Raw genomic sequence first — 26547 nt, 5'->3', positions numbered from 1 at the left:
GGCGGGTACGCCCCATCGACCTGTGCCTCATTAACCTCTGCGCTGTTGACCCGCGCCTCGTTACCCTGTCCCAGGAGAACCGCGATGTCCCACCCCGTCACCACGTCCACCCAGGTGAGCTTTCCGGCCGGGGCGGTCGAAGGCCGCTCGACCGTCCTCTCCGTCGAGCCGCTGCCCGCCGGCGGCTACGCCGTGGTCACCGCGGAGACCCCGTTCCACCCGCTGGACCACAGCTGGCCCGACCAGCCGGCCGACAGCGGCACCCTCCGCGGGGTCGCCGTCCGCGACTGCGTGACCGGTGCGGTGGGCCCGGAGGGGACCCTGCTGCTGGGCACGGACATCCCGGTGCGGCGCGGCGAGGAGGGCTGGGCCTGGCTGGTCGTGCACATCACGGACGAGCCGGTGGCCGTCGGCGCCGAGGTCGAGCTGCGGGTCGACGCCGAGCGCCGGGCCGCGCTCAGCGCCGCGCACACCGGCTGCCACCTGCTGGCGCTGGCCCTCAACGAGGCCCTCGCCCCGCGCTGGCGCAAGGACCCGGGCCGCACCGACGCCCTGGGCCACCCCGACTTCGACAGCCTGGCGATGGACAGCTCGCGGATGGACGTGGACGCCAGCACCGACACCTACCGCATCGGCAAGTCACTGCGGAAGAAGGGCTTCACCGCGGACGACCTCGCCGCCGAGCTCCCGGCGCTCACCGAGGCCGTGAACGCCCGGCTGGCCGCCTGGGTCGCCGCCGACGCCCCGGTCCGCGTCGAGGCCCCGGGCCCCGAGCTCACCGCCCGCCGCCGCTGGGCCTGCGACCTGCCCGAGGGCAACGCCTCGATCTTCTGCGGCGGCACCCATCTGCACCACCTGGGCGAGCTGGCCGCGCTCAGCACCGAGCTGCGCCTGAGCGAGGACGGCAGCGAACTGGTAGCCGTCACCACGCCGAAGCGCCGCTGAGGCCTGGCCCTGGGGGCTGCTCGCTCAGATCTTCGACTGGTGAAAGTTCAGGTACGAGCGTGACGGCGTCGGCCCGCGCTGCCCCTGGTAGCGCGAGCCGTACTTCTCCGAGCCGTACGGGTGCTCGGCGGGGGAGCTGAGCCGGAACAGGCACAGCTGCCCGATCTTCATCCCGGGGTAGAGCTTGATCGGCAACGTGGCGACATTGGAGAGCTCCAGGGTCACGTGCCCGCTGAAGCCGGGGTCGATGAAGCCGGCGGTCGAGTGCGTGAGCAGCCCCAGCCGTCCCAGCGAGCTCTTGCCCTCCAGCCGCGAGGCGACGTCGTCGGGCAGCGTGATCACCTCGTAGGTCGAGGCCAGCACGAACTCACCCGGGTGCAGGATGAAGGCGTCGTCGCCGTCCGGCTCCACCAGCCTGGTGAGGTCCGGCTGTTCGACCGAGGGGTCGATGTGCGGGTACTTGTGGTTCTCGAACACCCGGAAGAACCGGTCGAGCCGTACGTCGATACTGGACGGCTGGATCATGGCCGGGTCGTACGGGTCGATGACCACGCGACCGGACTCGATCTCGTTCCGGATGTCCTTGTCTGAGAGCAGCACGCCACGAGGTTACGTGCACCGACGGGCCCCCGCCCAATCCGGCGGGGGCCCGCTTGACGTATCGCGCTCCCTCGGGGCGCTCAGGCCAGGAACTCGGCGGCCTCCCGCCGCAGCGCCTGCTGGATCTGCTCACCCGTGAGGGTGCCGAGATCGGCCGGTACGGAGCTGCGCAGTCTGGCGCAGAGGGGACACCGGATGAGCCGGCCTGGGCCGAGTCTCCCGGGCCCGAGATTCTGCAGCGGGAACGTGGCGGTGCTGAACAGGTGCCCCTCGGCACAACGGACGACTGTGCGCTCCATTGCTTCCTTTCCCCATCGGACGACGTGCCGTGCCCAACCGCGCGGGCGGTGGCCGACCAGGGCCAACTCGCTCTGCTGCGCTGGTGGTCCGGGGTGTTCGACCGACTGCGTCGCCCGGGGACGGCGTTGTCACATTAGGGGATGTTCCGGACATCCAAGCCCATGGCACGCCGACCGGAAACCACCTCGATACCCACCCCGGAACCCGCCCGCCACAGTACGCCGCAGCGCCCCTCCCCCACCACCCGCCGCACCCACGCCGCGGCCGCGAAAACATCACCCGTCCGAGGGCTTGCGGGAGACCCTGTCCGGACACCCCGCAGGAGACCGTCTCCGAGAGATCCCACCCCGCCCACACGGTCGGTGCGACCGACCGGGGCCATGGGGTAGAGTAAAGCCGTCGGCCCTACCTGACGGCCGATCACGCGGGTGTAGTTTAATGGTAGAACATGAGCTTCCCAAGCTCAGAGCGCGAGTTCGATTCTCGTCACCCGCTCCACACAAACCCCCTGGCCAGCGGCCCGGGGGTTCTTTGTTGTCCGTGTTCGGCGCCTGGCTGTCAGGTGGCGGGCAGTTGGTAGGCCAGGACGTAGGCGTCCGCTGCCATGAGGGTGTCGCAGACCTCCACCGGGCGACCCTCGGTGTCGTAGGCGGTGCGGATCAGGTGGATCACGGGCACTCCGGCGGCCAGGCGCAGCGTCTTCGCCTCGTCGGGGGTGGGCATCCGGGCCCGGATCTCCTCGTCGAAGTGGTCCAGTTGGTGCCCGAGTTCTTCGAGGCGGGCGTAGATGCCGCCCGGGCCCGGGTTGGCCTCGGCGATCGGTGTGTTCCGCGCCAGGTCGAGCGGGAGGTAGGAGATGGCGAACTCGACCGGCCGCCCGTCCAGCAGGTATCGACGCCGGCGGGTCAGGACTTTCCGCACACCGCCCAGGCGTGTGGCGATGTCCGGTGAGGGCTTCTCCTCGCGCACGACCAGGCCGTCGACCTCCGGACGACTCCCTGCGGCTTCCGCTTCTGCGGTGAAGGCCGCCTTGCCCTGCTCGCGGTGCCGGCGCGCGAAGCGGTCCGAGGCAAGCCGCCGGACCGGGGGACGCGGACGCACGAACACGCCCTTCCCGTGCTCGGAGACGACCAGCCCCTCTCCCTGCAGGATGGAGATCGCGTTGCGGACGGTCATCCGCGATGCGCCGTAGTGCCCGACCAACTCGGTCTCCGAGGGGAGCTTGTCACTCTCGGCAAAGCGCCCTTTGTCGATTGCCTCACGGAGCTGGTCGGCGATCTGCCGGAACACAGCGCGGTCACTGGTCGGGTCCAGGGCACCGAGCAGGCCGGAGGAGAGCGGCGGCATGGAGTCTCCTGCAGATATCTAGACGAGTGGCTGAGCATAGTTGCTACGGTGGGGGAGCCCAGTTATTCGAGGGGACCAAGCAACGTGACCGCTGCAGCTGATCGCCCGCACTCCGTGAGTGTCGCCGGGGTCATCGTCGACCGCCAGGGCCGCGCGCTTCTGGTCCAGCGACGGGACAACGGTCACTGGGAGCCGCCGGGCGGTGTGTTGGAGCCGGGCGAGACCATCCCCGATGCCCTGCAGCGCGAGGTGCTCGAAGAGACCGGCATCAAGATCGCACTCCCGGCGACCCTCACCGGTGTGTACAAGAACATGACCCGCTTGATCATTGCCATGGTCTTCCGCTGCGAAGCGATCGACGGCGATCTGACCACCGGCGACGAGACCCGAGCCCTCCGCTGGGCCACCCGCGACGAGGTCGCCGATCTCGTCGATGAGGCATACGCAATCCGCGTCCTGGACGCCCTGGACGCAGTATCGCCGCCCGCAGTCCGAGCGCACGACGGCGTCAAACTCATCTAGCCCGAACCCACTACCCATGGTGGCCTACCAGCATAAAGGAACTTGTATGGACGAGTATATGAGTTGTCTGCGGGTCTGGGGGCTCAGTTGCCCAGGATTTCCGGAGGAAATCGCTCGGGCCCGCCGCTGGGTACGCGAAATCCTGGGCGATCAGCCGTACGTCGACGAGGCTGTACTGATCGTCAGCGAGCTCGGCACCAACGCCCTCCGCCACACCGCCAGCGGGGAGCCCAGCGGCGCCTTCCACGTGGTTCTCGCCCTGTCGAAGCACGCACTCGCGATCTCGGTGACTGACGACGGGAAGTCCGACACCAGCCCGGAGATCAAGCACCCCGGTTCCGAGGCGACGTAGGGCCGAGGGCTGGACATGGTCTCCCTCCTGGCCACGCACCTCGACGTCCGCCCAAGTTCGCATGGCCAGACCGTCACAGCAGAGCTTGTTATGCCGCGATCCGCCCCGGGGAGTCTGCCGTGCTCCTGACGCTGGACCGACTCCACTGGTTACGCGAATCGCCCCTCAGCACCGGCTATTGGTGCGAAGCACTCGCCTACTCGCTCCACGACAGCCGAAGCTTCTGGCTCGGCTCGACCAGCACGCCGACTCCTCGCTTGGCCCTGCGCTGGCTCCGCCACCGCACACAGCACGTCCTTGACCAGCTCGACGCCGCAGCGACCCGGCCGGCGCATGAATGGCTCCGCGACAGTGCCGAGCACGAGCAAGCGCTATTCGCCCTGGCTCGCGGCGAGATGTACACCCTCTCGATCTGCGAGGACACCACCCGCTACATCCTGTCGGCCCGCCCCACCAGGAGTACCCAGTGAACTCAACCGACGCACTGCCCCTCCACCCTGGCTACTGGTGCGAGTGCTGGACGCAAAGCCCAGCCACCGGAGGGCGCCCCGCCGTTGTCGCCGGGTTCCCGTTCAGAGCGGCCACCGCCAGTGAGGCCATCCGCTGGATTCGGGGAGTGGCCAGGACGGTAGCCCTATCGCTTGACCCCGATGCAGTCGAAGGCGCATTGAGCTGGATCCGCTCGGGTTACGTCGACGACATCGAAGCGCTGAGCCGCAACCAGCCATGTGCCGTAGACATCAGCTATGCAGATACCCGCATCAGATGGACAGTGCAGCCCGCAGTCTTCCTGCCGATGGTGGAGCAGGTGATCGCGTAGGTTCGCCAGATTGGTGATCGAGCCCCAGGTACGGTGACTTCCGACCTCAGAGATCCGCCCCATGGGATCATCAGCCGGAGACACAGATGCTGAAGGATGACGATGAAGACACCGCGGATACGCCTTGGCAACGATGACGCGTGGGTGGAGCTGGTTCAGACCGGCGGGGACAATCAGACCGACGAGGAGAACTGGCGGGTCACTGCCGATTGGTGCTCCTGGATGACGGCCGACTTCCCCGCGTACCTCAGCGTCGAAGAGGCCACGGACTTCGCCGCTCGGATGTTGTCCCACCTGCGTCATCCATCGGGCCTCCGCTTCTCGACGGCCGTTACCTCCGGCCGTAACAACCCGCTGACGCTGACCGCTGAGCCCGTCGAGGACGGATATGCCTTCCTCGTGTATCTGACGCCCCACGGCGACGACAACGCGTGTCACTTGCAGATGGAAATCAATCCGATCGACACCACTGAACTTTGCAACATGTTCGATGCGTTGCAGGCTTCATTGATGGTCACCTCGTAGACGTGCAGTCCAAACCGTGACTTTGATGGAATATCAGTTGTGGCTGTCGGCGTGCAGGTGAAGGTGTTCAGCCACGTACGAGCGAACGTACCCAGTAGGTCACGCCGACTCGAACTTGACCATTGCGTCGCCTGCGGCTGCGGCGGCGGTGAAGAAGCTCCTCAGCTCGCTTAGGTCCACCGCCAGCTCCTCGGCCCACTCCGGGCTCCACGGCGTGGAGAAGCCCAGGGACTCGACCTCTCGCGCCAGCAAAGCGTCCAAGCCTCTGATCAGGTCGTCGACCGTGACGTGGTTCAAGAAGTCCGAAGCCTCTCGCACGTCGCTGGGGCGCAGCACCCACAGTTCCGTCCCCACCCATCCGTATTCGGGGTCCTCCTTGCCCTCCGCCCGTTGTTCGCCTCCGAAGACCGGCAGTTGAGCGACGCGGCCTGAGGCTGCCTCGCCGGCGGTCAGTGCGAAGTGCATCAGGTAGCCATTGCGTTCGACACCCATGACCATGGTGGTTTCACGAAGACGCTTGAACTCCGCATCGAACCAGTGCGGCACCAGCGCGCCCAGCTCCTTCGGCGACAGTTCATCCAGAGCTCTGCCCGGCACACGTCGCCAGAAGAAGTCCACACTCATCCCGACACTCCTCCAATGCTGCTTGCCCGGCGCCCCTTGGTGCCGTGTGCGCGAAAGAGTAAGTGATCCCTCCGACACCCGGGCGATTGGTCAGACATGCACGTTGAGGCTCGTGAGTAACAACCTTCTCTACGGGTTCAAGGCACCCGGCTCGCTCGCGCTCACCGGGCGCGCGGCGCGTCCGACGCGCCGCCGCTCCTGTCTCCGCCCCGCTCCGGCGCGCCGGCCGCACCGCGCGCCGGGTTGCTAGACCAGGGTTGCCCGGGGGCCGGAGTAGAGGGCAACCGGTCGGGTCAGGATGCTGCCTCCGGCGGGGGCGCTCCGACTCCGGGATGGCCACGGTCCAGTCGGCGAGTACAGGTCCGATCTTGGCTGAGGTGGGAGGCTGTCATCCCGTCTGCCGTCGTCCCAGGCAGAGCCGAGCAGCCTTGCCTCCTGGTGTCCAGGTCGTTCGTCCAGTTGGGCGCTCCACCTGGACACCAGGAGGCAAGCCCGCTCCACGTACGTGTGGGACGACGGCAGACGGGATGACAGCAAGGCCGTAGTGGGTCCTGCGGAGCCGACAGCGCAAGCTAGGGCAGTTGTACAGCCCATGCCGGACACCGTCCCGACGTGACGCTCGCCAAATCCTCTCCACCGACCGCGGGGATCAGAGCGTCGAAGTAGTTCTCTACGGTTGATGCGGCAGTATTTCTTCATCGGGCGTACGCACGAAGACCGTAGGCCCTATGCTGGTCTGTACTGTAGGTGGCATTGCGGGTATTTGGATAGCTTCATAGCGGAGGACATTGTTATGGATTCTCTTAGCATCGAAAATGCCATGAATGGCCTGGTTAATGGCAGGATTAGAATCCCAGCTTTTCAGCGTGGATTTGTTTGGGATGCCGACCGCGTAGCTTTTCTGATGGATTCCCTATATAAAGGATACCCCTACGGGAGTCTCCTCTTCTGGCGTACCAAGAAGCCACTTAGAACCGAAGGGAAGATCGGACCCTACGAACTTCCTGCCAAAGACCCACAATATCCGATTGATTACGTACTGGATGGACAGCAGCGATTGACGTCAATCTTCGGAGTGTTTCAGACAACACTTCCTCCGATGGAGGTAGAGGGATGGCTGCCGATCTACTTTGATCTCAGTGCGCCGGAGGACGCTCAGGAGTCTCAGTTTTTGGCATTGAAAGACGAAGAGGTCGACAGTAATCGCCATTTTCCATTGAATGTCTTGTTTGATGCCCCCGCCTATAGAGCGCAGACTCGGAATCTCGAAGAGAGTACGGCACTTCGTCTTGATGAGATGCAGAAGAAGTTTTTGCAAGTGTCGCTACCGGTGCAGACGTTCGAAACCGAGGAGCCTAGCCAGGTCGCCATTGTTTTTGAGCGTGTGAACAGACTTGGTACTCCCTTGGACGCTTTGCAGCTGCTGGCTGCGTGGTCGTGGAGTGAGGAGTTTGATCTGCGCGAGCAGTTCGAGCTTCTATCGAGTGAGCTGCGCCCCTTTGGCTTCGACTCAGTGTCCGAAGATCCGAATCTTCTGCTGCGGTGCTGCGCGGCGGTGATTGCTCACGATGCTAGTCCAGCTGCCTTGATGAGCCTTCGAGGCGCAACGGTTCGGAGTCGATTCCAAGAAATTCGAAACGGGATCGAGGGTGCAATTGACTTTGTAAAGGGAAACTTTCATGCTGCCAGCCTGAAGAGCATCCCATTTAGCACGATCCTCGTTCCACTGTCAGTATTCTTCGCAGTCGAGGGGTCAAAGTCAGTCAAGTGCACAGGTCATCAGCGCAAGATGCTCGAAAGATGGTTCTGGCGGACGTGTTTCGCGCGGCGATACAGCAGTGGCGTGCTCCGAAATCTGAAGATCGACATCGAAGAGATGGGCGTGCTACGCGCGTCAGAAAATGATTCACGGCTCGGCGAATTTGCCTGCTCGGTGACTCCAGAATTCTTTTTGGATAACTCCCTGAATGTTGGAACCGTGAACACCAAGACTTTTATTCTACTACTAGCGCGCGAGAACCCCCTCAGTTTTGTTGGAGGACAGCCGGTCGCATTGGATGAAGTTCTTCGAGACTACAATCGCAGCGAATATCACCACATTTACCCGCGTGAATTCTTGAAAGATTCTCCGGAGATCAATGAAAATGCCTTGGCAAATTTCGCCTTCATCTCGGCGATCGACAATAAGATCATCGGGGGTGCGCCTCCGAGTGTCTATAAGGCGCGGATGGATGACGGGCGATTCGAGGAAATCTGCGACCGGGCAATCCTTCCTGAGAATACTTGGAACGACAATGCAGAAGATTTCTTGAAGGAACGTGCCGGGCTTCTAGTGGGCAAGGCCCAGGAGGTGATCTGAGGCAGCTGGTTCCATGTTGGGAGTGCACAAGCGGGGCGGGCCCAGCCGCGGGAGCTTGGCGCCCATCGACTCCTCGGTCGTACTCTGTGGCTTTCGTGCCCGCCCGGGTAGCCACCTCATGGATCTGCTGGCGGTTCGACCCGATCAGAAGCTTCGTGCCCCACGTGTGCCCCAACGGACGGACCCAGGCGGTAAGCCACGGTGAAACCGAGGGTTGTCCGACCACCGGGGCAGACGGCCACAAAGGGCTGAATGAGCAGGTCAGGGTTGGTATTCCATGGTCACCCGGACAATGCTTCCCAAGCTCAGAGCGCGAGTTCGATTCTCGTCACCCGCTCCACGCAAACCCCCAGGCCAGTGGCCTGGGGTTCTTTGCTGTCTAGACCAATTTCAACCGACGCACCACTGCTATACCAGTAGTAGCGGGCAGCCGGGGTCATCAGCGGGTACCTGCGAAGCTCCGGAGCTTCAACGGGCACCAAGCATTCGAGGGTGTGCGCTGCCGTCGCCGGCTGGGATGCGTCATGCTGGAGGTATGAGCAGGTACGCGGAGGCGAAGCCCTATGCGTTGCCGACGTCTCTCGCTGAGCTGAGCGGGCCGACGGTCGGCACGGTCGTCCTGCCTCGGCACATCGACTGGGGCCCACACTACGAGTACGACCTCACGGACGTGGCAGACGTCTTGCTGATGTACGAGCGCGTCATCCGCGAGGCGCAGACAGTGGCAGATCTCGATACCTACCTGAATGCGAGCGTCCTGCGGTGGGTGTGGCGCGATCTGTTCCTGCCAGTGCAGGTCCGGAACCTTTGGCAGTCTGCGTTTCCTGATCTCTCCACGTCGCGGGCAGCGGCGTAGTGGATCTTCATCATCGGCTCATCCGCGTCGGGCTGGATGCCCTCGCTCAGGACTACGGATATGCGCTCGCAGGCGGTTACGCCGTTCAGGTCCACCAGATCGTCAATCGGATGAGTGACGATGTCGATCTCTTCGCTCCGATCGAACGGGCGGAACGCGAGATGCCAGCGGCTGTCGAGCGGGTCACTGCCGCGTACCAGGCTGCTGGATTCCTGGTCGAGATTGCGCAACAGGTGGCGACCTACACCCGGTTGAACGTGATTGATCCGGCCTCGGGCGCTCAGAGCAAGGTCGAACTCGTCGCGGAGTTTTTGCATCACCCGCCCGTGCAGTCCGACTTGGGCCCGGTACTCCACATGGACGACGTGGCCGCTGGGAAGACCAGTGCGCTCTTCGGCAGGGCCGAGGTCCGTGATGCGATCGACGTCAATGGCCTGCTGGACAGCGGATACACCACCGAGCGCCTGATGGAACTCGCCGCCGCGAACGATGCTGGGTTCGATCAGCCCATGTTCGCTGACGCGCTGGCCCGTGTCCGGCGCTACACCGACCGGCAGTTCGCCGCCTACGGTGTCGACGACCATCAAGCGGAAGCCATCCGCCAGCGATTTGCAGACTGGAAGGGTCAGATCGAACAGTCGGAGAGCAGCACGGATGCCGAGTAGCGGCTCAACACCGTTGCGGCACGCCGTCGTTCCTCCCGTTTGTGAACCGCCCGTTGATCAGTCGCCTGGGCTGCTTCTACGAGTAGGCCGTCTTGGCCTACTCGAAGGCATGCTGGTCCAGGCGTGTGGCGAGAGTTGTCAGGTCGGCGAAGTCCAGTTCCCGGCCGCCGGATCCCGGTAGCAGGAGATGGAGCGGACGGGTCCAGGGCATGGGTATCGCGTGGAGTCCATAGACGGCTCCGGCGAGGCCGCCGGTGACAGCGGCGACGGTGTCGGTGTCACCGCCGAGGTCCACGGCGGTGCGGAGGGCGGCGTCGAAGGTGGTGGTGGTGCGTAGGGCCCAGACGGCGGAGCCGAGGCAGGGCCAGACGGCGCCGTTGAACTCGGTGGCCTGGTCGGGGTGCCAGTCGGGGGCGAGGACGGCGGCGTAGCGCTCACGCTGGTCGGAGTCGACCAGGGGCAGGAGGCTGGGCAGGGCGGCGAGGGGGTCGCCACCGTCCAGGGCGATCCTGACGAGTTCGTGGAAGATCGCGGTGCCTTCCCAGGCGGCGGGGTCGCCGTGGGTGAGGGCGGCGATGCGGCGGGCCGCGTCCATGGTGGCCTGCTGTCCGGCGCGGGCGAAGTAGACGGCGGAGGTGGTGGCCCGCATCAGGGACCCGTTGCCGGCGGCGAGGTGGTTGGTCTGGAAGTGGATGGCGGCGGCTAGGTTCCAGGGGTCACCGCTGGTGAGGACGGTCTCCGTCTGGAGGCCGATGTCCATGGGGTCGTCGGTGGCCCAGCGCTGGAAGCGGTCGAAGATGTCCGGCAGGTCCAGGCCGCCGCGTTCGAGCAGGGACTCAGCGAGGTGGACGGCCATCTGGGTGTCGTCGGTGGCCTCGCCAGGCTCCCAGCTGCCGCCTCCGCACATCTCGTTGTCGGGGTCCGGTTGCGGGAAGCGGGTGGAGAAGGTGCGCTGCCTGCTGAACTCAAAAGGCGCGCCGAGCGCGTCACCGACCGCCGAGCCGACGACGGCACCTGTCACCCGCTGGTTGCGATCCATGGCGGCAGCCTAGATGCGGTGGGCAGGGGACGGCATGGGGGTTTCTGACACGGGCCGGTGATCAGTGTGGGCCGAGCGTGGCGGCCCATGCGGCGAGCGTGGTGAAGTCGTCCGGCAGCAGGCCGCAGCTGGGGTCGATGCGTCGCAGCAGGCTGGGGCCGGGGTGCCGGGCGGCTGCCCAGGCACGGTCCGCGTCGGTAATCTCGTCGTCCACCCAGGCGAACGGGCGGCCAGCTGCATAGGCCAGCAGCGGGCGCGTCTTCCAGTGCAGTGCGCCAAACTCGTCGTCGTACGAGGGGTCTGGCCAGTCCACCACCGGAAGCTGCGGCAGTCCGAGCCGGGGCGCGACGCACTCGTTGGCGTCGGCCATCCAGGTCGTTGCCCACACCAGCTCATACGGCAGAGCCGCCAGGAGCGGGCCGAGCGCCGGGTCGATTCTGGCCAGGAGTGGGTTCGCGCTGAGGCCCCGTAGTTCGGGCGGGGTCTGGTAAATCGGATACCCGTCCGGGAGTTGCTCCGGTGTCGCCCCGAAGGGGATGAGCGGTCCGTCGACGTCGAGGAAGAGCAGTGGGGGCTGCGTTGGGCTGGTCACGGCTGCACGGTAGCCGTTCAGCGGTCTACGTGCCGTCGGACGTGATGATTGAGCCGTCGGGATTGAAGCGGAGGATCCGAGGTGGGCCCATGGATTTCACGGCCCGTTCGAGAGCGGCTCGCGTCATTGCTGGATCGGGGGCGTGGGGGTCGGTCACCCGGTAGCCGTTCAGTGGGACGATGTGCGGGTCCACGTCGTTTGGGTGCGGCCAGCCCTCCAGGATGAATCCGGCCAAGGCGCGCAAGGCATCTTCGCCGAGTTCGAGGGGATGGAACGGCAACGGATACGGCTCCTCATCCTCCCAATCGGGATCGAGTTCCACCGGGTGCTTACCGGCCCAGTACGGCGCTTCGAACGCGTAAGGCGTACCGATGTTCTCCACGATTCCGCTGTCGGGGGACAGGCTGAGCGAACGGACGAGCCGGCCGTCCTCCCAGGCCGCGAAGGTGAGTGCGTCCACCACGCTGTGCATGGCGTGCAGGACGAGTCTCCGACCGGCGCTCGCCTTGACAAGGTGAGTGGGCAACTCGGACGGGAGGTAGTCCATCCACTGGCGATCGCAGATGACCTCCACGTCCTCAAAGGCGGCCAGGTAGGAGACTCCATCGGGTGGGTAGGTCCCGTCGCCGAGGGTGCTGCTGTCTGCGGACTGAATTTCCCAGCCAGGGTAGACGCGGGTAAGAAGTTCGGCCGTGCGGCGGTCGTCCACCGTTGTCGCTCGCCGCAGGGCGTCGGCCGCCGCACCGTGCGAATAGATCAGCAACCCCGTTTTCGCGCCCATGAACTACACCTTCCCCCAGGAGACTCACGCGCAGCCGCACGTGTTAGCCACAAGCTATCGAGTAGGGCTGACAGCCAGGGGCGCCCCTTCCGTATTGACCCTCCCTGAAGCTCGGCCCACCACCTGCGCACCGGTAGGAGCGATACGCAGGAGGCAACAGTAGCCATGGCCGACCCCTGCTCGGGGGGATGTGGTGGAGGCTATATCGCCCTGACTTGGGGAAATACGGTCAAGGATCTTGGGATTCACAAGCTCGGAGCGCGAGTTCGATTCTCGTCACCCGCTCCAGCGCCAGGGCCCCTGCGGCCTCATCGTCAGTCAGTGGAGTGAGTGTAGCCAAGGCTGGGATTTCTAGGCGCCGTAATTCAGCCATGGGATCGGGGCATCTTTCATTCGCGCTGGAAAGCCTGACCAGTCATCGAGGGCGCCCTGCATCAAACTTTCCAATTGGGACTTCCCTTTCTCCTTGAGGACGTCTTGCAGGCACGCACAATCAGTAAGCTTTCGCTTGTTGACGAAGCAGACGTAGATTCCAGCTACCTGCAGCCCTCGTGCTGCCGCAGAGAGCTTTGCGTCGATGGGCAAGGGGATTCTGCGTGCCAGCTCGTAAGCGAAGACTCGTTCGATTGGCGATTGCCCCAAGAGGCCGAATATCCCACCGGCCGTTTGCCCAATTGCGCGGTGCAGCCTTTCCTTTTTGTCGAGAATATTGCGGGCGAGTTCGGCGATATCATCGCAATTTCTTCTCCGATGATGCTTGGCCAGAGCCTCTGCAGCGAAGTACCGCAACCGTGGCGATCGTCGCTGACCTCAGTCAACTCCAGTGGGCTGCTTGACCAGGACGAGAGACCTCAGCGACCGAACTGCCGGTAGTTCGCATCGAGGGGTACCGCGCGATGGATACTGGCTCGGTGGCGAACTCTGCATCAGGTCTGATGATCAAGCTGGACGAATTCATGCAGGCCCTCACGGAATGCGGGTTCCAGGGTTGGGCTGACTGGATGGAGCTCGCCAAGGGTGAGATCGCAGCAGGGGACCTCCACGGGATCGAGAGAGTGCTCGGAGCGTACGGAGGCATGGGAAGCATCAGCGATCTTCCCCTCGCCTACGATCATCGCGTCATGGTGCTGAGCGCCGAGGTGCACAGTCTTGCTTCGTGGATGAACTCGGGCCGCCGTTGAGCGGCGGATCTCGTGCCCTACGCGTGCCCTAACGGGCGGAGGCGGGCGGTGAATCACGGTGAAACCGGCGTCTGTCCGACCATTGGGGTGAACCCTCAGGGGCGGGGCGAACGAGCAGGTCAGGGCTGGTCTGGCATGGTTATCGGGGCGATGCTTCCCAAGCTCAGAGCGCGAGTTCGATTCTCGTCACCCGCTCCACACAAACCCCCTGGCCAGCGGCCCGGGGGTTTTGATTTCTAGACCAACTTCAGGAAACGCACCACTTGCGCAGCAGTAGGAGCGGTCGGTCGGGGTCAGCAACGGGCGCCTTCGGGGTTCGGAGCCCCGGCTGGCGTCCTGGAATGCGTCGTGCTGGAGGTATGAGCGCAGGTACGCGGGGGCGAAGCCCTATCCGTTGTCGACATCACTCGCTGAGTTGCACAGGCCAGCGGGTGGAGAACGTGCGCTCCGTGCTGAAATCGAAGGGCGCACCTCCGAAGCCCGCATCGCCCTCACCCCAGGTGCCCAGGACGACGTCTATCCAGGCATCGTGGTCACGGTCCTGGTGGTGGTAGCAGTTGGCGTAGTAGACGGCTCGGGGCTCCCCGTCTGCGTAGAGTTGACACCAAGCGCGCTCTATGGGCTCTTTGCAGCAGGCGCATTCAAAGGTTCGAGTGTGCCGCTCGGGGCCAAAGGTCAGTTGCATGGCGCACATCTTGGCGCATTGGGGGCCGTCGGGGCTGTCGGATACAGTCGGGGCATGTGCTGCTGTGCCGTGAACATCCGAACCGCCGCCCCGCGGCGGTACTGAGGCTGCCGTAGCTGCGGCCTCCTTCACCTGCCCCTTCTTCCAAGGAGGGGGTACCGCCGGATCGGTGTCCCGCCGACAGTCGTGCGCGCATTGCCCCGTGCTGTCGGGCCGTCCTGCCTGACCAGGGAAGTCATGTCACAGTCACAGCAACTGAGTTCAGCCTGCCGAGCACCGTTCCCGGCCCCGTCCACCGCGGGAACCGTCGCCACCCTGTTCCTGATGGTCGGGCTGCCCGGAGCCGGGAAGACCACCCGGGCCGCAGAACTCGCCGCCGCACACCCCGCGCTGCGGCTGACCCCCGACCACTGGATGGTGCCGCTGTTCGAGGACTCGATGGCCGACGGCAAGCGCTGGGTGCTCGAAGGCCGCCTCATCTCGCTCGCGCTACAAGCGCTACGGCTGGGAACCAGCGTCGTGCTCGACTACGGGCTCTGGGGCCGGGACGAACGCTCGGCACTGCGCTGGCTGGCCCGGTCGGCCGGTGCGGCGTGCCGGACGGTGTACCTGCCCGTGGACAAGGACGTCCAACTCGCCCGTATCGCAGACCGTCAGGCGACGACGCCCGATCGGACCTTCCCGATGAGCGAGGCCGACGTGGACGCGTGGCGCGAGCAGTTCCAGGCCCCCGATGCTGCCGAACTCAACAGCGGCGAGATTCCCCCTCCGCCGCCGGGTTGGCCCGGCTGGCCGGAGTGGGCTGCGGACCACTGGCCCTCGTGCACCGAGAGTTGATCTCTCCATCTCCCCTTTGCGGCTCGGCTCCCGGCCGGGTGGTCAGCGTGCGCTGCCGAGGCCGCGGTCGGCTGCGGTGCCCTGAAGCATGAGCGTGGTCTCCTCGATCCGGTTGAAGCGGCCGTCGGGGGCCATCTCGGCGAAGACGTAGACCTCCATGCGCACGGTCGAGCCGTCCTGCTTGGTGACCTCGACCGTGTGGCGGTCGGCGTAGGTCGCGCCGTCGCACAGCTCGTCGTGGACCTGGACGGAGCCTGCGGCCACGACGGTCCGCAGGTGTTCGATGTGGTCGACGAAACCGGCGCGGTCGGCCCACTCGCCATCGGTGCGCTGGCGGAAGTCCGGGGTGAAGTGGCGCTCGGTGGCCTGCTCCACGGTCAGGGCCGGGTTGAACAGCAGGTCGGTCAGAGCGGTGTGGATGTCGGTGCGGTGCATGGCGATCTCTCCTAAATGCGTGCGCTGCGCACGCTTCACTCTGACTGTAGCACCGGATGCGTGCGTCACGCACGCTATTGTTGGGGGCATGGAGAACCCCGTAGGACACGAGATCGCAGATGCCCTGGGCGTCCTGCTCCGGCGCAACACGCGCGCCCGACTGCAGCGGGCGCTCACAGTGGGCATGGGCGAAGCCGTGGACGAGCTGACCTACCCGATCCTCAGCGCACTGGCCAGGACCGGCCCCCGCAGCGCCGCGGACCTGGCCCCGGACACCGGGCTGGACCGCTCCGTGGTCACCCGCCGCGCATCGCACCTGGAACACGCCGGGCTGCTGCGGCGTGAACCCGACCCCAACGACCGGCGCGCCACCCTGCTGGTGCTGACCGATGAGGGCCACAGCACGGTGGGAGAACTGCGCCGACGCCTGGCCGCCGCCATCACCGAGAGCCTCACCGCTTGGCCGCCCGGCGAGGCCGAGACCTTCGCCCGCCACCTGCACCGCTTCGTCACCGAAGGCCCCTTCAGCTGACTGGCGCCGGCCGATCCCAGCGGGCCGCCCAGCGCACGGGGTGCGCGAGGTGCGCGGTGGTCAGTGCTTGGTGGCGACGGCTCCGTACCAGGTGATGTCCTGGGGGCGGGCCCGGCGGTCGAGGTCGTTGTCCGGGCGCCAGCGGTTGACCAGTTGCAGCCCGGGCTCGGCGAGCTCCAGGCCGTCGAAGAAGCGGAGCACCTGCGCTGCGGTGCGCAGGTGCAGGTTCACACCGGAGGCCCGGTAGGCGCGGAGCGCTTCGGCGCCGGCCTCGTCGGAGAAGTCCTCGGTGCCGTGGGTGAGGATAAGCCTGCTGCCGCTGGGGCAGGCGGCCAGGAGTTCGGACACCAGGCCGTAGGGGTCCTCCTCGTCGCCGACGAAGTGCAGGACGGCGACGAGCATCAGGCACACCGGCTGGTCCAGGTCCAGGACCTTCAGCAGGGAGGGGTGCCCGAGTATGGTGGCGGGCTCGCGGATGTCCGCGTCGATGTAGGCGGTTCGCCCCTGCGGCGCGCTGACCAGCAGGGCACGTGCGTGCGCCAGGACCATCGGGTCGTTGTCCACGTACACGACCCGTGACTGCGGGGCAGCGGCCTGGGCGACCTCGTGGGTGTTCGGCGACGTGGGGATGCCGGTGCCGAGGTCCAGGAACTGGCGGATGCCCTGGGAGACGACGAAGTCGACCGCCCGGCACATGAAGCGACGGTTGGCCTGGGCGGCCAGGGCCAGGCTCGGCCGCAGCGCGAGCACCTGCTCGGCGGCTTCACGGTCGGCGGGGAAGTTGTCCTTGCCGCCGATGAAGTAGTCGTAGATCCGAGCGCTGTGGGCGATGTCGGTGCGCATCGGCGACGGGGACTCCCAGTCCGCCCCCACCTGCATCCAACCGTCCGACCGCGAGCCCTCCGCCATGGCCTTCCCTCCCGGATGACACGACCTCAGCGGTCATGCTAGGTCACATGATTGACGGAGGGACGCACATTCGTTCACTTGTTCAGCGCGGGCCGTGCGCGGCGGACCGTGTGGTCGGGTGGGGCGGGACTACGGTGGGCCGGGGGACGGGGATTGGTGGTGTTGTCTCCGTTCCGGGGACAGATCGGGCAAGAGCGGCCGCGCGACAGTGGAGGACGACGAGTGATGGAACCCGAGCAGATCGCACAGGAGCTGGCCGACGCCCACGAGTTGTTGGGCCAGGCGTCGATGGCGCGGTTGGCGTACATCGGACTGGACGGGCGGCCTCGCGTCGTCCCGATCGGGATCTTCTGGACCGGTGACGAGATCGTCATGGCCACCGCGGCCACGGCGCCCAAGGTGGAGGCGCTGTCGGCGCGGCCCGAGGTCGCCCTGACCATCGACGCCGGCGACAGTCCCGGTTCGGCGAAGACGCTGTCGGTGCGCGGCGTCGTGCACCTCACCATCGTGGACGGGGTGGTGCCGGAGTACCTCGCGGCCGCGCGGAAGAACTTCGATGCCGAGTACGCGGCCGAGTTCGAGCGGAACTGCCGGGCCATGTACGACCGGATGGCGCGCATCGCGGTCGAGCCGCAGTGGGCACGCTTCTACGACTTCGGTGCCGGCCGAATGCCGCAGTTCCTCGCCGACCTCGCCAGGAAGCTGGGCTGACGGCGTCGCCACGGGGACTGTGAGCGCGTGAACCAGGCGGAGCCTGTGCTCTGCTTTCAGCCCGACGGCTCGACCGTCCCGCCCGGGCCGGATGGTATCGGCCTTCGGCCTTCGGTCGAACTGGACAGTCCCAGCGCGCATACGGCGCCCAGCGCGCAGACCACGGCCGTCACCCGGAAGATGTCGCTGTACTCGGTGTGCAGTGCCACGCGCAGCGCGTGCTGGTAGGCCGGCCAGGCCTTGGCGAAGGTGCTGGTGCCGGGGATCGGCATGTCGAGGTGGGCCGTCAGCGTCTGGAAGCGGTGCAGTCCCCAGGCCGAGAGTGCGGCCACGCCGACCAGCATGCCGATGGTCCGGGAGATCACCGCTGCGGCCGAGGCCGTCGTGTGCTGGCCGGGATCCGTCGAGTCCAGCACCGCCCCGGCCACCGGCGCGATCACCAGGCCCAGGCCAAGACCGGCGATCACGAGGTCGGTCTGTGCCAGCGGCAGCGGGCCGAGACGGGCGGTCAGGGCCGCCAGGGGCCAGGCCGCGATCAGGAAGTAGCCCCCGGCCGCCACGGCCATGCCGACCGCGGCCACCACCGAGTGGCCCAGCCGACGTCCGGCCAGGCCGCCGATGACGGCACCGACCGGCAGCGCCGTCAGGAACCACATCAGCAGCAGTGCGCCGCCCACCGAGCTCCTGCCCAGCAGCGACTGGGCCACCAACTCCCCGTCCACCAGTGTGACCAGCAGCGCCACGCCGGCGCAGAAGCTCGTCGCCATCGCTGCGGCGAAGGGGCGCCGCCGCATCCGCCGGGTGTCGATCAGGCGCGTCCGGCTGCGGCGCTCCCACAGCACGAAGGCCGCCAGCGCCACCGCGCTGCCGAGCAGCAGCGGCAGGCCCCAGCTCGGCAGCACCGACTTCTGCGGATCCTGGTTGTCCAGGGCCGCCACCAGCAGCGCCAGCGCCACCGCGAGCAGAGCGCCGCCGACCAGGTCGGTGCGCCGGCGCCCGGTCGGCCCGCCCTGCTCGGGCGACGCCGTGGTGGGCACGGTGAACTCCATCACCACCGCCGCGACCAGCACCAGCGGGACGTTGACCCAGAAAACCCCGCGCCAGCCCGCGAGCGCCGCGATGCCGGCCCCGTACAGCGGGCCCAGCACGCTCCCGAGTTCCTGCGCGGCTCCCACCGAGCCGAGCGCCACGGGTCTTGCCCGGCCCTGGAACAGACGCCCGGCCAGCGCGAGCGTGACAGGCAGCAGCGCACCCGCCGCGGCACCCTGCAACAGCCGTCCAGCGACCAGAAGTTGGAGGCTGTGCGCGCTCGCGGTGAGCGCCGAGCCGGCCGCGAAGACGACCAGGCAGGACTGGAGCACCCGCCGCGGCCCGAACCGGTCCGCGCTCTGCCCCAGCAGCGGCATGGCAGCGACATAGCCGAGCAGGTACGCGGTGACGATCGGCGTGGCCCGCTCCAGATGGTTCAGCGGGATGCCCAGGTCATTGGTGATCGAGTTCAGCAGGGTGACGATCACGTACATGTCCAGCGACCCGAGCAGCGTGACCACTCCGGTGACGCCGAGGACGGCGTGCCGCCCCGTGAGCGGCGCCGTCCCGGTGTCGACTGCGGTCACGACGATGGAGCGGTGATCGTGGCAGGCGCGTCGAAATCGGAGAACGAGGCGGTCACCGAGCCGCTGCCCCCCGATGTCGTCTCCACCGGGAACGCGACCTTCACGAGCCGCGACGAGGACACCGTCAGCCAGAGATCGCCCTCCTCGCTCTTCGAGTCCCCGGGAACCAGCGTGGCCAGCACCGGCTGCGCCAGCAGCGCCTTCACGTGGTAGACCGACTGCCCGTCCAGGGTCTCCCGGTCCAGCGTCCGGGCGCCCGTCGCCGTCTGCAGCAGCTTCACGACCCCCTTGTTCGGGTCCAGGATCGCCTCGGGGTCGTAGACCGCAGTGGCGACCTGGAGCGGGACCTTGCTGTAGCCGCCGGTCGCACCCTTGATGTAGGCGGTGGAGCCGACGATGACGAAGTTGATCTCCACCAGGGCACCGGCCTCCGACACGGACGCGCTGCCCTGTGCGTTCCCGGCCCGGGTCAGTTGGCCGGTGGCACTGCGCAGGGCGAGGCCGGCGATCTGGCCGCTCGCGTTGATCGAGAACCGCACCGACTGCACCGCGGTCATCGCCGTCGCACCACTGCTCAGCAACTGCGTGGCAGCCGGGAGGTTGCTGGTCTCCTTGCCGGCGCTACCGTTGCCGCTCCCGCTGCCGCCACTGGAGCAGGCGGAGAGCGGGAGCGCGATTACGGCCATGGCGGCCGCTAGGGCCCGGGGGTTTCGCATAGTCGGATGCTAGACGTCGGGCGAGGTCGGCGGCAGAGGTTCCAGGGCACAACAAGCGACTAACTGACGGTGTATCACTTGGCGGAGCCGCCGGCCCCGGCGAATTCCTTCGCCGGGGCCGGCAGCCGCTTCGGCCGGGAACGGATCAGTTGTTCTTGTAGACGCCGAAGATGTCGATGATCAGGTCGTTGCTCATCGGCGACTGGTTCCAGAAGTCCACGACGCCGGTGGTGCCGGTGCTCGCCTGCACCATGTTGGGCACGCTCTGGCCCTTCTGGAAGTTGAGCGTGGAGCTGCCGGGTGCCTTCTGGTGAGAGTTGAAGGTGTTGCTCTGGTACGAGGCCCAGGTGTTGATGTCCGGGGCCACGGCCAGGTACCCGGCAGCCTTCGCCGTCGGCACGGTCACATTGAGGACCACGGCGGCGGCGTTGGCGTCGACCCACTCCCAGAACGGGTAGAGGTCGTAGTAGTAGGGCTGCATCAGGTTCTCGACGTTCGGGTTGCTCAGGTCCCGGGTGTCCATCAGCCGGGTCGGCTGGAGCGGCTCGAAGGCGCCCGTGCCGCTGACGCTGTAGTAGCCGGTCACGTCCACGACCGCATCTGCCTTGGTGCTGCCGGCGATGCGGATCTTGCCGTCCGCGCCGACCGGTACCACGACCGCGTTGGCGATGTTCTGTCCGGGGCCGAAGTTGACGTTGGACGCGGTGGGCGCGGCCGCCCCGTCCGGGTAGGCGGTCAGGTAGCCGCCGGTGGCCTCGTTGGTGGCTGTGACGTTCAGAGCGACCGCGGTCACCCCGGAGGCGGGCATGCCGGCCTTGCCCGCGATCTGCACCGCGATCGACCCGCCCGCGGTGAGCTGCGCCTTCGGCGCGCCCAGACCCGAGCGGGTGTCCACCAGCCGCGCGGGCGCCACCGTGGTGTAGCCCGAGGCCGCGGTCTGGCTGAAGTAGCCGTCGATGTCGGCGATGAGGTCGACCGTGCCGCTGCTGTGGTTGTACAGGTCGACGTAGCCGCTGGTACCCACAGGCACCACGGACAGGTTGGGCACCGTCTGGCCCTTGACGAAGTTGACGTTCGAGCTGCTGGAGGACCCCCCGTCCGGATAGGCGGTGATGTATCCCGCGCTGGAGGGGTTGGTGACCGTCAGGTTCAGTACCGCAGCGCTGGCTGTGGCGGAGATCCCGCCATTGCTGTCGATCTTCACCCGGACCATGCTGTTGGGCTTGATCGGACCGATGGGCCCGCCGGTGCCGTGGCGGGTGTCCAGCAGTCGGGTGGGGCCGTAGGCCGTGTAGTCGTTGCCGGCCAGCAGCACGGTCTCGGTCTTCACCACGGTGGAGACACCGTCGGTCACGCTGAGGCTGAGCTTGTGCTCGCCCACCGTGCTGAAGGTCTGCCTGAGCACGATGGTGCCGTCGCCGGCCTCGGTGACCGCGCCCGAGGGCACGCCGTCCCAGGTCGGAGTGGCGCTGACGGCGCCGGCCGATCCGGACACGCTCACATTGAGTGCGGCGTCGTACAGACCCTTGTTGTCGCCGCCGGTGACGCTGACCGACAGCGTCGAGGCAGCGGCTGAACGGCCGGTGACGCCGGCCCGGGTGGTGCCCGGCACCAGGATCTGGTGCGTCAGCGGTTGCATCGTCGCGGGGGCGCCCGCGGCAACGGCAGCGGCCACCGGCGCGGCGTGCGCGCCGCCCGCCGCCTCGGCCGTGCCGGAGACCATGAGCAGGCCGGCCGCGCAGCACGCGGCCAGGGTTATCGGAGTTCGAGAGGACACGGTGCTCCCGGGGAGAAGAAGACTTCTGTGCCGTAGTGGCGGCCCAGGGTACCGACGGGCTCACAGGGTCTTCACACGACCCCCATGGTCGCGGAAAACGATCTCCTTGCCGGAGTGGCCGAGCCTCCCGGGTTCCGAAGACACCGGCGGATGGTGATCCTCCGTCAGGCTGGTGCCCATGGTGTTGCTGCATAACGCTTTGCAGGCGTAGAGCCACGTGTATCTTGACCACGCTCCGCATCACCCGTCGCACACGAATCCTGGGAGTACGGTGTCCCGTTCCCGCCTCATAGCCATCGCCGCCGTCTGCGCAGCCGGAGCCATCGCGGTTCCGGGTACGGCTCACGCCACAGGGGCGGCCCCCCGGCCTGCGTCTGCCACTCCGAGCCTCCGACTGCCGGCGCCGAAGAGCATGGTCACCGAGCAGATCGGTGCCTTCTCCCGCCCGGTGGTCACCCCGCGCACGGCCGGGGCCCAGGCAGCCGCCTCGGCGCTGGCGTTCACTGCCGCCGAGGACATCGACAACGGCGCCTACGACATACAGATGGATGTCCATGTCACCGGCAGTACGGGAGCGGTGACCGTGACGGCCAGCTGGGATGGGGTCGCAGCCGACCCGGTCCAGCCGGGCAGCGACGGCTCGGTGATCGTCGGGCACACCTTCGACAAGCTCGGTCCGCACACCCTGACCATCGTCGTGACCGATCAGACCGCGTCGGTCAGCAAGTCCACGACCGTGACGCCGGCCGGCCTGGACTACACCGCCTACGGCCCCACTCGGCTGCTGGACACCCGAAGCAGCAGGACGACGCTCAAGCCCGGCGCCGATGTCCGGGTGAAGATCGCGGGCAGCGGCGGCATCTCCGCCAAGGCGCTCTCCGCAGTGCTCAACATCACTGTCACCAACCCCACCGCCGGGGGCTACGTCTCGGCCTACCCGGACGGTGCTCCGACGGGCACCTCCAACGTGAACTTCACGGCCGGACAGACGGTACCCAATCTGGCGATCGCCTCGGTGGGCGATGACGGCTACGTGGCTCTGCACAACGGAAGCAAGGGCACCATCGACCTGATCGTCGACATCGACGGCTACTTCAGCCGGACGCCGGCCAGCGGCTACTCCTCGTCCGCCCCCTCGCGTCTGGTCGACACCCGGAAGGGCATCGGGGCGGCCAAGACGCCTGTGGCCGCCGGTGCCTCCATCGCGGTGCAGATCGCCGGGCAGGACGGCATCCCCGCCACCGGTGTGACAGCGGTGGCGCTGAACGTCACCGCGACCGGGGGGAAGTCCAACGGATACCTCGCGGCCTATCCGGACGGTGCCAAGCAGCCGACGGTCTCCAACGTCAACTACGGAGCTGGGCAGAGCATCGCCAACGCGGTGGTCGTCCCGGTCGGCGCCGACGGCAAGATCCGCCTCGCCAACGGCCCCGGGAGCGGCGTCGACGCCGTCATCGACGTGTCGGGCTACTACAGCGCGGGCAGCGCAGGCGCCTATATGCCGGTCTTCCCGACCCGAGTGGCCGACACCCGCACCGATGGAACCGGATCGGTGGCCCCTCACGACGCCCACGGATACGGGTTCCCCGGTACCGGGGTCGAGGCGCCAGCAGCCGCCGTCATCAATGTGACGGTCCCGGTCGCCACCAGCCCCGGCTACATCTCGGTGGTTCCCAACAACGGGACCACCCCCAACGTCTCCTCGCTGAACTTCCAGAAGAACCAGACCGTGGCCAACCTGGTTCAGGCCACGCTGGACGATCAGGCGAACATCGCGGTGTGGAACATGGCGACCACGCCCAACAATCTGGTCATCGACTACTTCGGCTACTACCTGAACCACTGAACCGAGCACGCAGCCGAGGGGGCCGCCCGGTACCGCCGCTCAGGTGTTCTATAGCATGCGCACAGCCTGTTGGGCTCCTGAGCTGCAACTACCCCGTGACCTGGTGTGCGGGGCGTACTGGGGGAATCATGCATTCAGTCCGGCGTGTGGCGGCTCTTGCCGCGACGGCGGTCACGGCGGCCCTGCTGGTCGCCCCGGCCGCCCGTGCCAGTTCGGTGGACGACAGCAGCACGCTGTACGTGGGCATGGCCCACTGCAGTGACACCGACCCGGCCGCGGGCAGCCAGGCAGTGCCGTTCTGCGGTGTCCAGGCGGCCGCCGACGTCGTGGATCCGGGCCAGACGATCCTGCTGGAGGGGCCGCCCAGCGGGACCACCTATGCGCCGTACTACGGCTCGGTCACGCTCAGCCGGTCGGGGACGTCAGCGGCCCCGATCACGGTCACCGCGCAGCCCGGTGCCGCCATCCATGGGACCCTCACGCTGTCCGGTGCGCACTACGTCGATGTCACCGGGATCGACCTCTTCAACCGTGATGCCGGGGACGGCATCACGGTGAGCGGCAGCAGCAACGTCGTGCTCGACCGGGACACCGTGGAGATGGAGAAGCTTCTCAAGGACGAGGGCAGCGGCCCCCTCGGCCAGACGGCGGTCAGCATCGACGGTGGCTCCTCGACGGTGACCGTGTCCCGGAGCGAGATCGACGCCTCCTTCGGCTACGGGATCCAGGTCGGTGCGGGGGCGAGCGGCGTCACCCTGACGACGAATGCGCTCTACGGTGCGGACGCGGGCGGTGTCGAGGCCGAAGGCGTCCCGGACCTGAAGGTCACCAGCAACACCGTCTACCAGAGCTGCGGCGCGGCCATCGCCCTCCTGGACGGGACCTCGGCGTCCGTCGAGAACAACGTCGGGGGCTGGTTCTCCTGCACCGCGGACCCCGGCTACACCCACCCTCCGACCGGGCCGTCCCTGCTGGTCGACGCCGCTTCGGCGGCGGGCGTGACCAGCGACTACAACGCGTTCACCAACAGCTCCGCCGGCATCGCCCCATACTCCTGGGCAGGTGTCCAGTACTCCACGGTGAGCGGCCTGGTGGCCGGTACGGGGCAGGGCGCGCACGACATCTACGGGGCGCTCGGGGACACCGGCCTCGGTCTCACCGCGTCGTCGCCCCTGATCGATTCGGCCGACTCCGGCGCCGCAGGTGAGCTCGCCGGCGACAGCAGGGGCAATCCACGGGTGGACGATCCCAAGGTCGGCAACACGGGCACCGGTGCCAACGCCTACTACGACCGCGGCGCCTTCGAGCTCGAGGACAGCTTCCGTTACGTACCCAACGGTGACTACCCCGCACTGACCGGGGTGGCGACCGTACCGCTGGACGTCGAGCCGGGCACCGCGCCGAACTCACTGTGGGGCGAGAAGCTCACGACGACTGCGGACTTCGGCGACGGCAGCGCCACACAGACCGTGCCCGCCGGCACCAGCATCATGCACACGTACCAGCAGCCCGGGACGTATGCGGGCCGGATCACCATCACCAACGCGGACGGCTACTCGGAGACCCGCGCGGAATCGGTGACCGTACTTCCGGTCACCGCGCCGGTGACCATCACCGCAGTGCCGCAGCTGAACTCGGCCAGTGGTTCCGGGACGGTGCTCTTCTCCGTCGGCGGGCTCACCGGGGCGCCACTGTCGAACAACTGGGTCATCGAGACCGGTGACGGCGGGTCGGTCCAGTCGAACCAGGTCGGCGGCGCCTACTACACCTACACCCGGCCGGGCAGCTACACCGCCACAATCTCGGGCACCGACGCGCACGGCCGCTCCATCACCGGCAGCGGCAAGGTCGTCGTGGGTGACGAGTACCAGCCTCTCGCGGGCGGTCCGAAGCGCGACTACGACAGCCGCACGCACGGCCGTGACTCGGTCCCCGCGCACGGTTGGATCAGCGTCGCGGTGTCCTCCCTGCACGTTCCGCTGTACACCCAGGACGCGGTGCTCCTCAACGTCACGGTGACCGACCCCGAGGCGGCCGGATATGTGACCGTCTACCAGGACCACACCGCCATGCCCGGTACGTCCAATGTGAACTTCGCCGCGGGCGAGACCGTGGCGAACCAGGTCACGGTCACTGACGGACAGTTGTACGTGGACTTCTACAACGGCAGCAGCAAGCCGATCGACCTGGTGGTGGACACGGTCGGGACGTTCTCCAACAATGCCCGCGGTCTCCTCTACCACCCGGTCGGACCGGTGCGGGTGCTGGACACCCGGACCGGCAGGCAGGTCGCCGGCCGCGGGACGACCAGCGTCAAGCTGGCAGGCACCCACGGGATTCCCTCGAACGCGTCGGCCGTGGTCCTCAATGTGACGGCCGCCGACGCCCGCAGCGCCGGCTTCCTGACGGCCTTCGGCACCGGGCAGCCGCTGCCGGGGGTGTCGAACTCCAACTGGTCGACCGGGCAGGTCGTTCCGGCACTGGTCACGGTGCCGTTGACGAACGGTGCGGTGTCGCTGCACAACGGCGGAGCCGGCGCCGTCGACTTCATCGCCGACCTGGTCGGCTACTACGACAGCAGCAGCACCGGTGCGGTGTTCATCCACAACGCGCCGGTCCGCCTGCTCGACACCCGCAGCGGTACCGGTGCGCCGAAGCAGCAGCTGGGCGCGGGGCAGACGCTGCGGCTGCGGATCGGCACGGCCGTCGCTGCCGCGCTCAACCTGACCGTGACCGGGAGCAGGGGCGGCGGCTACCTCACCGCGTTCCCCGACGGCACGTCGCTGCCCACATCGTCCGACCTCAACTACACCGCAGGCCAGACGGTGGCGAACATGACGGTCACGCCGGTCGGACCGGACGGCTATGTCGACATCCACAACGGCGGCGGAACGCCGGTCTCCGTGATGGCGGACCTGTCGGGGACGTACTACAGCTACGGCTGAACCTGCATGGCGAGGACCTGAACGGTCAGC

At 67.1% G+C, this 26547-nt stretch carries 28 protein-coding genes and 1 tRNA gene; 16 read left to right on the top strand and 13 right to left on the bottom strand.

Annotated features, from left to right (window positions below; genetic code table 11):
• The first annotated feature begins 84 nt into the window (after positions 1 to 84).
• Entirely contained in the window at positions 85 to 945 is an 861-nt protein-coding gene (locus tag ABUW04_RS13145; RefSeq protein ID WP_380564675.1) for a metal-dependent hydrolase, read from the top strand.
• A gap of 24 nt (positions 946 to 969) precedes the next feature.
• Here ABUW04_RS13145 and dcd read toward each other — a convergent pair whose 3' ends face one another.
• A complete protein-coding gene (gene dcd / locus ABUW04_RS13140) occupies positions 970 to 1545 on the bottom strand; it encodes a dCTP deaminase (RefSeq protein ID WP_030254213.1) in 576 nt (191 codons plus the stop codon).
• A gap of 80 nt (positions 1546 to 1625) precedes the next feature.
• A complete protein-coding gene (locus ABUW04_RS13135; RefSeq protein WP_037595346.1) occupies positions 1626 to 1844 on the bottom strand; it encodes a hypothetical protein in 219 nt (72 codons plus the stop codon).
• 425 nt (positions 1845 to 2269) lie between these two features.
• Between ABUW04_RS13135 and ABUW04_RS13130 the strand changes: the two genes are divergently transcribed.
• Positions 2270 to 2343: transfer RNA gene (locus ABUW04_RS13130), tRNA-Gly, on the top strand.
• 60 nt (positions 2344 to 2403) lie between these two features.
• Here the strand turns inward: ABUW04_RS13130 and ABUW04_RS13125 are convergent.
• Positions 2404 to 3192, bottom strand: coding sequence for a GntR family transcriptional regulator (locus ABUW04_RS13125; RefSeq protein ID WP_380564674.1), 789 nt, complete (start codon positions 3190 to 3192; stop codon positions 2404 to 2406).
• Positions 3193 to 3306: 114 nt separating this feature from the next.
• On the opposite strand from ABUW04_RS13125, the gene ABUW04_RS13120 reads away from it, so the two are divergent.
• The 5 genes from ABUW04_RS13120 to ABUW04_RS13100 all read left to right on the top strand — a co-directional run bounded on the left by ABUW04_RS13120 (position 3307) and on the right by ABUW04_RS13100 (position 5411).
• Positions 3307 to 3714 carry an NUDIX hydrolase gene (locus tag ABUW04_RS13120; RefSeq protein WP_380565027.1) on the top strand — a complete coding sequence of 136 codons (408 nt, stop codon included), beginning with the start codon at positions 3307 to 3309 and terminating at the stop codon, positions 3712 to 3714.
• 46 nt (positions 3715 to 3760) lie between these two features.
• A complete protein-coding gene (locus ABUW04_RS13115; RefSeq protein ID WP_380564673.1) occupies positions 3761 to 4066 on the top strand; it encodes an ATP-binding protein in 306 nt (101 codons plus the stop codon).
• 119 nt (positions 4067 to 4185) lie between these two features.
• Positions 4186 to 4536, top strand: a complete 351-nt coding sequence (locus ABUW04_RS13110) for a hypothetical protein (RefSeq protein ID WP_380564672.1) — start codon at positions 4186 to 4188, stop codon at positions 4534 to 4536.
• On the top strand, positions 4533 to 4886 hold the full coding sequence (locus ABUW04_RS13105; protein ID WP_380564671.1) for a hypothetical protein: 354 nt from the start codon (positions 4533 to 4535) through the stop codon (positions 4884 to 4886). The genes ABUW04_RS13110 and ABUW04_RS13105 overlap by 4 nt, the downstream gene beginning before the upstream one ends.
• Before the next feature lie 102 nt (positions 4887 to 4988).
• A complete protein-coding gene (locus tag ABUW04_RS13100) occupies positions 4989 to 5411 on the top strand; it encodes a hypothetical protein (RefSeq protein WP_380564670.1) in 423 nt (140 codons plus the stop codon).
• Positions 5412 to 5510: 99 nt separating this feature from the next.
• Here ABUW04_RS13100 and ABUW04_RS13095 read toward each other — a convergent pair whose 3' ends face one another.
• Positions 5511 to 6035, bottom strand: coding sequence for a DUF1877 family protein (locus ABUW04_RS13095; protein WP_380564669.1), 525 nt, complete (start codon positions 6033 to 6035; stop codon positions 5511 to 5513).
• Positions 6036 to 6828: 793 nt separating this feature from the next.
• On the opposite strand from ABUW04_RS13095, the gene ABUW04_RS13090 reads away from it, so the two are divergent.
• The 3 genes from ABUW04_RS13090 to ABUW04_RS13080 all read left to right on the top strand — a co-directional run bounded on the left by ABUW04_RS13090 (position 6829) and on the right by ABUW04_RS13080 (position 9915).
• Positions 6829 to 8394, top strand: coding sequence for a GmrSD restriction endonuclease domain-containing protein (locus ABUW04_RS13090; protein ID WP_380564668.1), 1566 nt, complete (start codon positions 6829 to 6831; stop codon positions 8392 to 8394).
• A 535-nt stretch (positions 8395 to 8929) separates the two neighbouring features.
• On the top strand, positions 8930 to 9250 hold the full coding sequence (locus tag ABUW04_RS13085) for a hypothetical protein (protein WP_380564667.1): 321 nt from the start codon (positions 8930 to 8932) through the stop codon (positions 9248 to 9250).
• Positions 9250 to 9915, top strand: a complete 666-nt coding sequence (locus ABUW04_RS13080; RefSeq protein ID WP_380564666.1) for a nucleotidyl transferase AbiEii/AbiGii toxin family protein — start codon at positions 9250 to 9252, stop codon at positions 9913 to 9915. Before ABUW04_RS13085 ends, ABUW04_RS13080 begins: the two co-directional genes overlap by 1 nt.
• A gap of 97 nt (positions 9916 to 10012) precedes the next feature.
• On the opposite strand, the gene ABUW04_RS13075 is transcribed toward ABUW04_RS13080, so the two are convergent.
• The 4 genes from ABUW04_RS13075 to ABUW04_RS13060 form a co-directional block, all read right to left on the bottom strand.
• Positions 10013 to 10954: an ADP-ribosylglycohydrolase family protein gene (locus tag ABUW04_RS13075; RefSeq protein WP_380564665.1), complete on the bottom strand. Its 942-nt coding sequence runs from the start codon at positions 10952 to 10954 to the stop codon at positions 10013 to 10015.
• Positions 10955 to 11015: 61 nt separating this feature from the next.
• Positions 11016 to 11546, bottom strand: a complete 531-nt coding sequence (locus tag ABUW04_RS13070) for a hypothetical protein (RefSeq protein WP_380564664.1) — start codon at positions 11544 to 11546, stop codon at positions 11016 to 11018.
• A gap of 25 nt (positions 11547 to 11571) precedes the next feature.
• Positions 11572 to 12327 carry a DUF6928 family protein gene (locus ABUW04_RS13065; protein ID WP_380564663.1) on the bottom strand — a complete coding sequence of 252 codons (756 nt, stop codon included), beginning with the start codon at positions 12325 to 12327 and terminating at the stop codon, positions 11572 to 11574.
• Positions 12328 to 12678: 351 nt separating this feature from the next.
• Positions 12679 to 13116, bottom strand: a complete 438-nt coding sequence (locus tag ABUW04_RS13060) for a hypothetical protein (RefSeq protein ID WP_380564662.1) — start codon at positions 13114 to 13116, stop codon at positions 12679 to 12681.
• Positions 13117 to 13238: 122 nt separating this feature from the next.
• On the opposite strand from ABUW04_RS13060, the gene ABUW04_RS13055 reads away from it, so the two are divergent.
• Both ABUW04_RS13055 and ABUW04_RS13050 read left to right on the top strand, forming a co-directional pair.
• Complete coding sequence (locus ABUW04_RS13055; RefSeq protein ID WP_157624183.1) at positions 13239 to 13508, top strand: DUF6966 domain-containing protein; 270 nt, start codon at positions 13239 to 13241, stop codon at positions 13506 to 13508.
• A 1009-nt stretch (positions 13509 to 14517) separates the two neighbouring features.
• The gene (locus ABUW04_RS13050) at positions 14518 to 15030 is read left to right on the top strand and encodes an AAA family ATPase (protein WP_380565025.1); all 513 of its coding nucleotides are present in this window, start codon (positions 14518 to 14520) and stop codon (positions 15028 to 15030) included.
• Between the two features lie 42 nt (positions 15031 to 15072).
• Here the strand turns inward: ABUW04_RS13050 and ABUW04_RS13045 are convergent, their stop codons facing one another.
• Entirely contained in the window at positions 15073 to 15465 is a 393-nt protein-coding gene (locus tag ABUW04_RS13045; protein WP_380564661.1) for a nuclear transport factor 2 family protein, read from the bottom strand.
• Positions 15466 to 15553: 88 nt separating this feature from the next.
• Between ABUW04_RS13045 and ABUW04_RS13040 the strand changes: the two genes are divergently transcribed.
• Positions 15554 to 15997 (top strand): MarR family winged helix-turn-helix transcriptional regulator, encoded by a 444-nt coding sequence (locus tag ABUW04_RS13040; RefSeq protein ID WP_380564660.1) that lies wholly within the window; start codon positions 15554 to 15556, stop codon positions 15995 to 15997.
• A 60-nt stretch (positions 15998 to 16057) separates the two neighbouring features.
• On the opposite strand, the gene ABUW04_RS13035 is transcribed toward ABUW04_RS13040, so the two are convergent.
• On the bottom strand, positions 16058 to 16906 hold the full coding sequence (locus tag ABUW04_RS13035; protein WP_380564659.1) for an SAM-dependent methyltransferase: 849 nt from the start codon (positions 16904 to 16906) through the stop codon (positions 16058 to 16060).
• A 225-nt stretch (positions 16907 to 17131) separates the two neighbouring features.
• Between ABUW04_RS13035 and ABUW04_RS13030 the strand changes: the two genes are divergently transcribed.
• On the top strand, positions 17132 to 17617 hold the full coding sequence (locus tag ABUW04_RS13030) for a pyridoxamine 5'-phosphate oxidase family protein (protein WP_030267079.1): 486 nt from the start codon (positions 17132 to 17134) through the stop codon (positions 17615 to 17617).
• Between the two features lie 56 nt (positions 17618 to 17673).
• Here the strand turns inward: ABUW04_RS13030 and ABUW04_RS13025 are convergent, their stop codons facing one another.
• The 3 genes from ABUW04_RS13025 to ABUW04_RS13015 form a co-directional block, all read right to left on the bottom strand.
• Positions 17674 to 19233, bottom strand: coding sequence for an MFS transporter (locus ABUW04_RS13025; RefSeq protein ID WP_380564658.1), 1560 nt, complete (start codon positions 19231 to 19233; stop codon positions 17674 to 17676).
• The gene (locus ABUW04_RS13020) at positions 19230 to 19949 is read right to left on the bottom strand and encodes an LppX_LprAFG lipoprotein (RefSeq protein ID WP_084715534.1); all 720 of its coding nucleotides are present in this window, start codon (positions 19947 to 19949) and stop codon (positions 19230 to 19232) included. The genes ABUW04_RS13025 and ABUW04_RS13020 overlap by 4 nt, the downstream gene beginning before the upstream one ends.
• Positions 19950 to 20094: 145 nt before the next feature.
• Positions 20095 to 21726 carry a hypothetical protein gene (locus ABUW04_RS13015; RefSeq protein ID WP_380564657.1) on the bottom strand — a complete coding sequence of 544 codons (1632 nt, stop codon included), beginning with the start codon at positions 21724 to 21726 and terminating at the stop codon, positions 20095 to 20097.
• Between the two features lie 412 nt (positions 21727 to 22138).
• Here ABUW04_RS13015 and ABUW04_RS13010 point away from each other — a divergent pair, with 412 nt between their 5' ends.
• Together ABUW04_RS13010 and ABUW04_RS13005 are read left to right on the top strand one after the other, a co-directional pair.
• Positions 22139 to 23572 carry a hypothetical protein gene (locus tag ABUW04_RS13010; RefSeq protein WP_380564656.1) on the top strand — a complete coding sequence of 478 codons (1434 nt, stop codon included), beginning with the start codon at positions 22139 to 22141 and terminating at the stop codon, positions 23570 to 23572.
• Positions 23573 to 23718: 146 nt separating this feature from the next.
• Positions 23719 to 26517: a right-handed parallel beta-helix repeat-containing protein gene (locus ABUW04_RS13005; RefSeq protein WP_380564655.1), complete on the top strand. Its 2799-nt coding sequence runs from the start codon at positions 23719 to 23721 to the stop codon at positions 26515 to 26517.
• Positions 26518 to 26547: the final 30 nt, after the last annotated feature.

This window comes from Streptacidiphilus jeojiensis, from assembly GCF_042510965.1.
Taxonomy (GTDB): Bacteria; Actinomycetota; Actinomycetes; order Streptomycetales; family Streptomycetaceae; genus Streptacidiphilus; species Streptacidiphilus jeojiensis.
The sequence above is the reverse complement of the archived record's forward strand: the minus strand, read 5'-3'. Positions and strand labels throughout refer to the sequence as shown.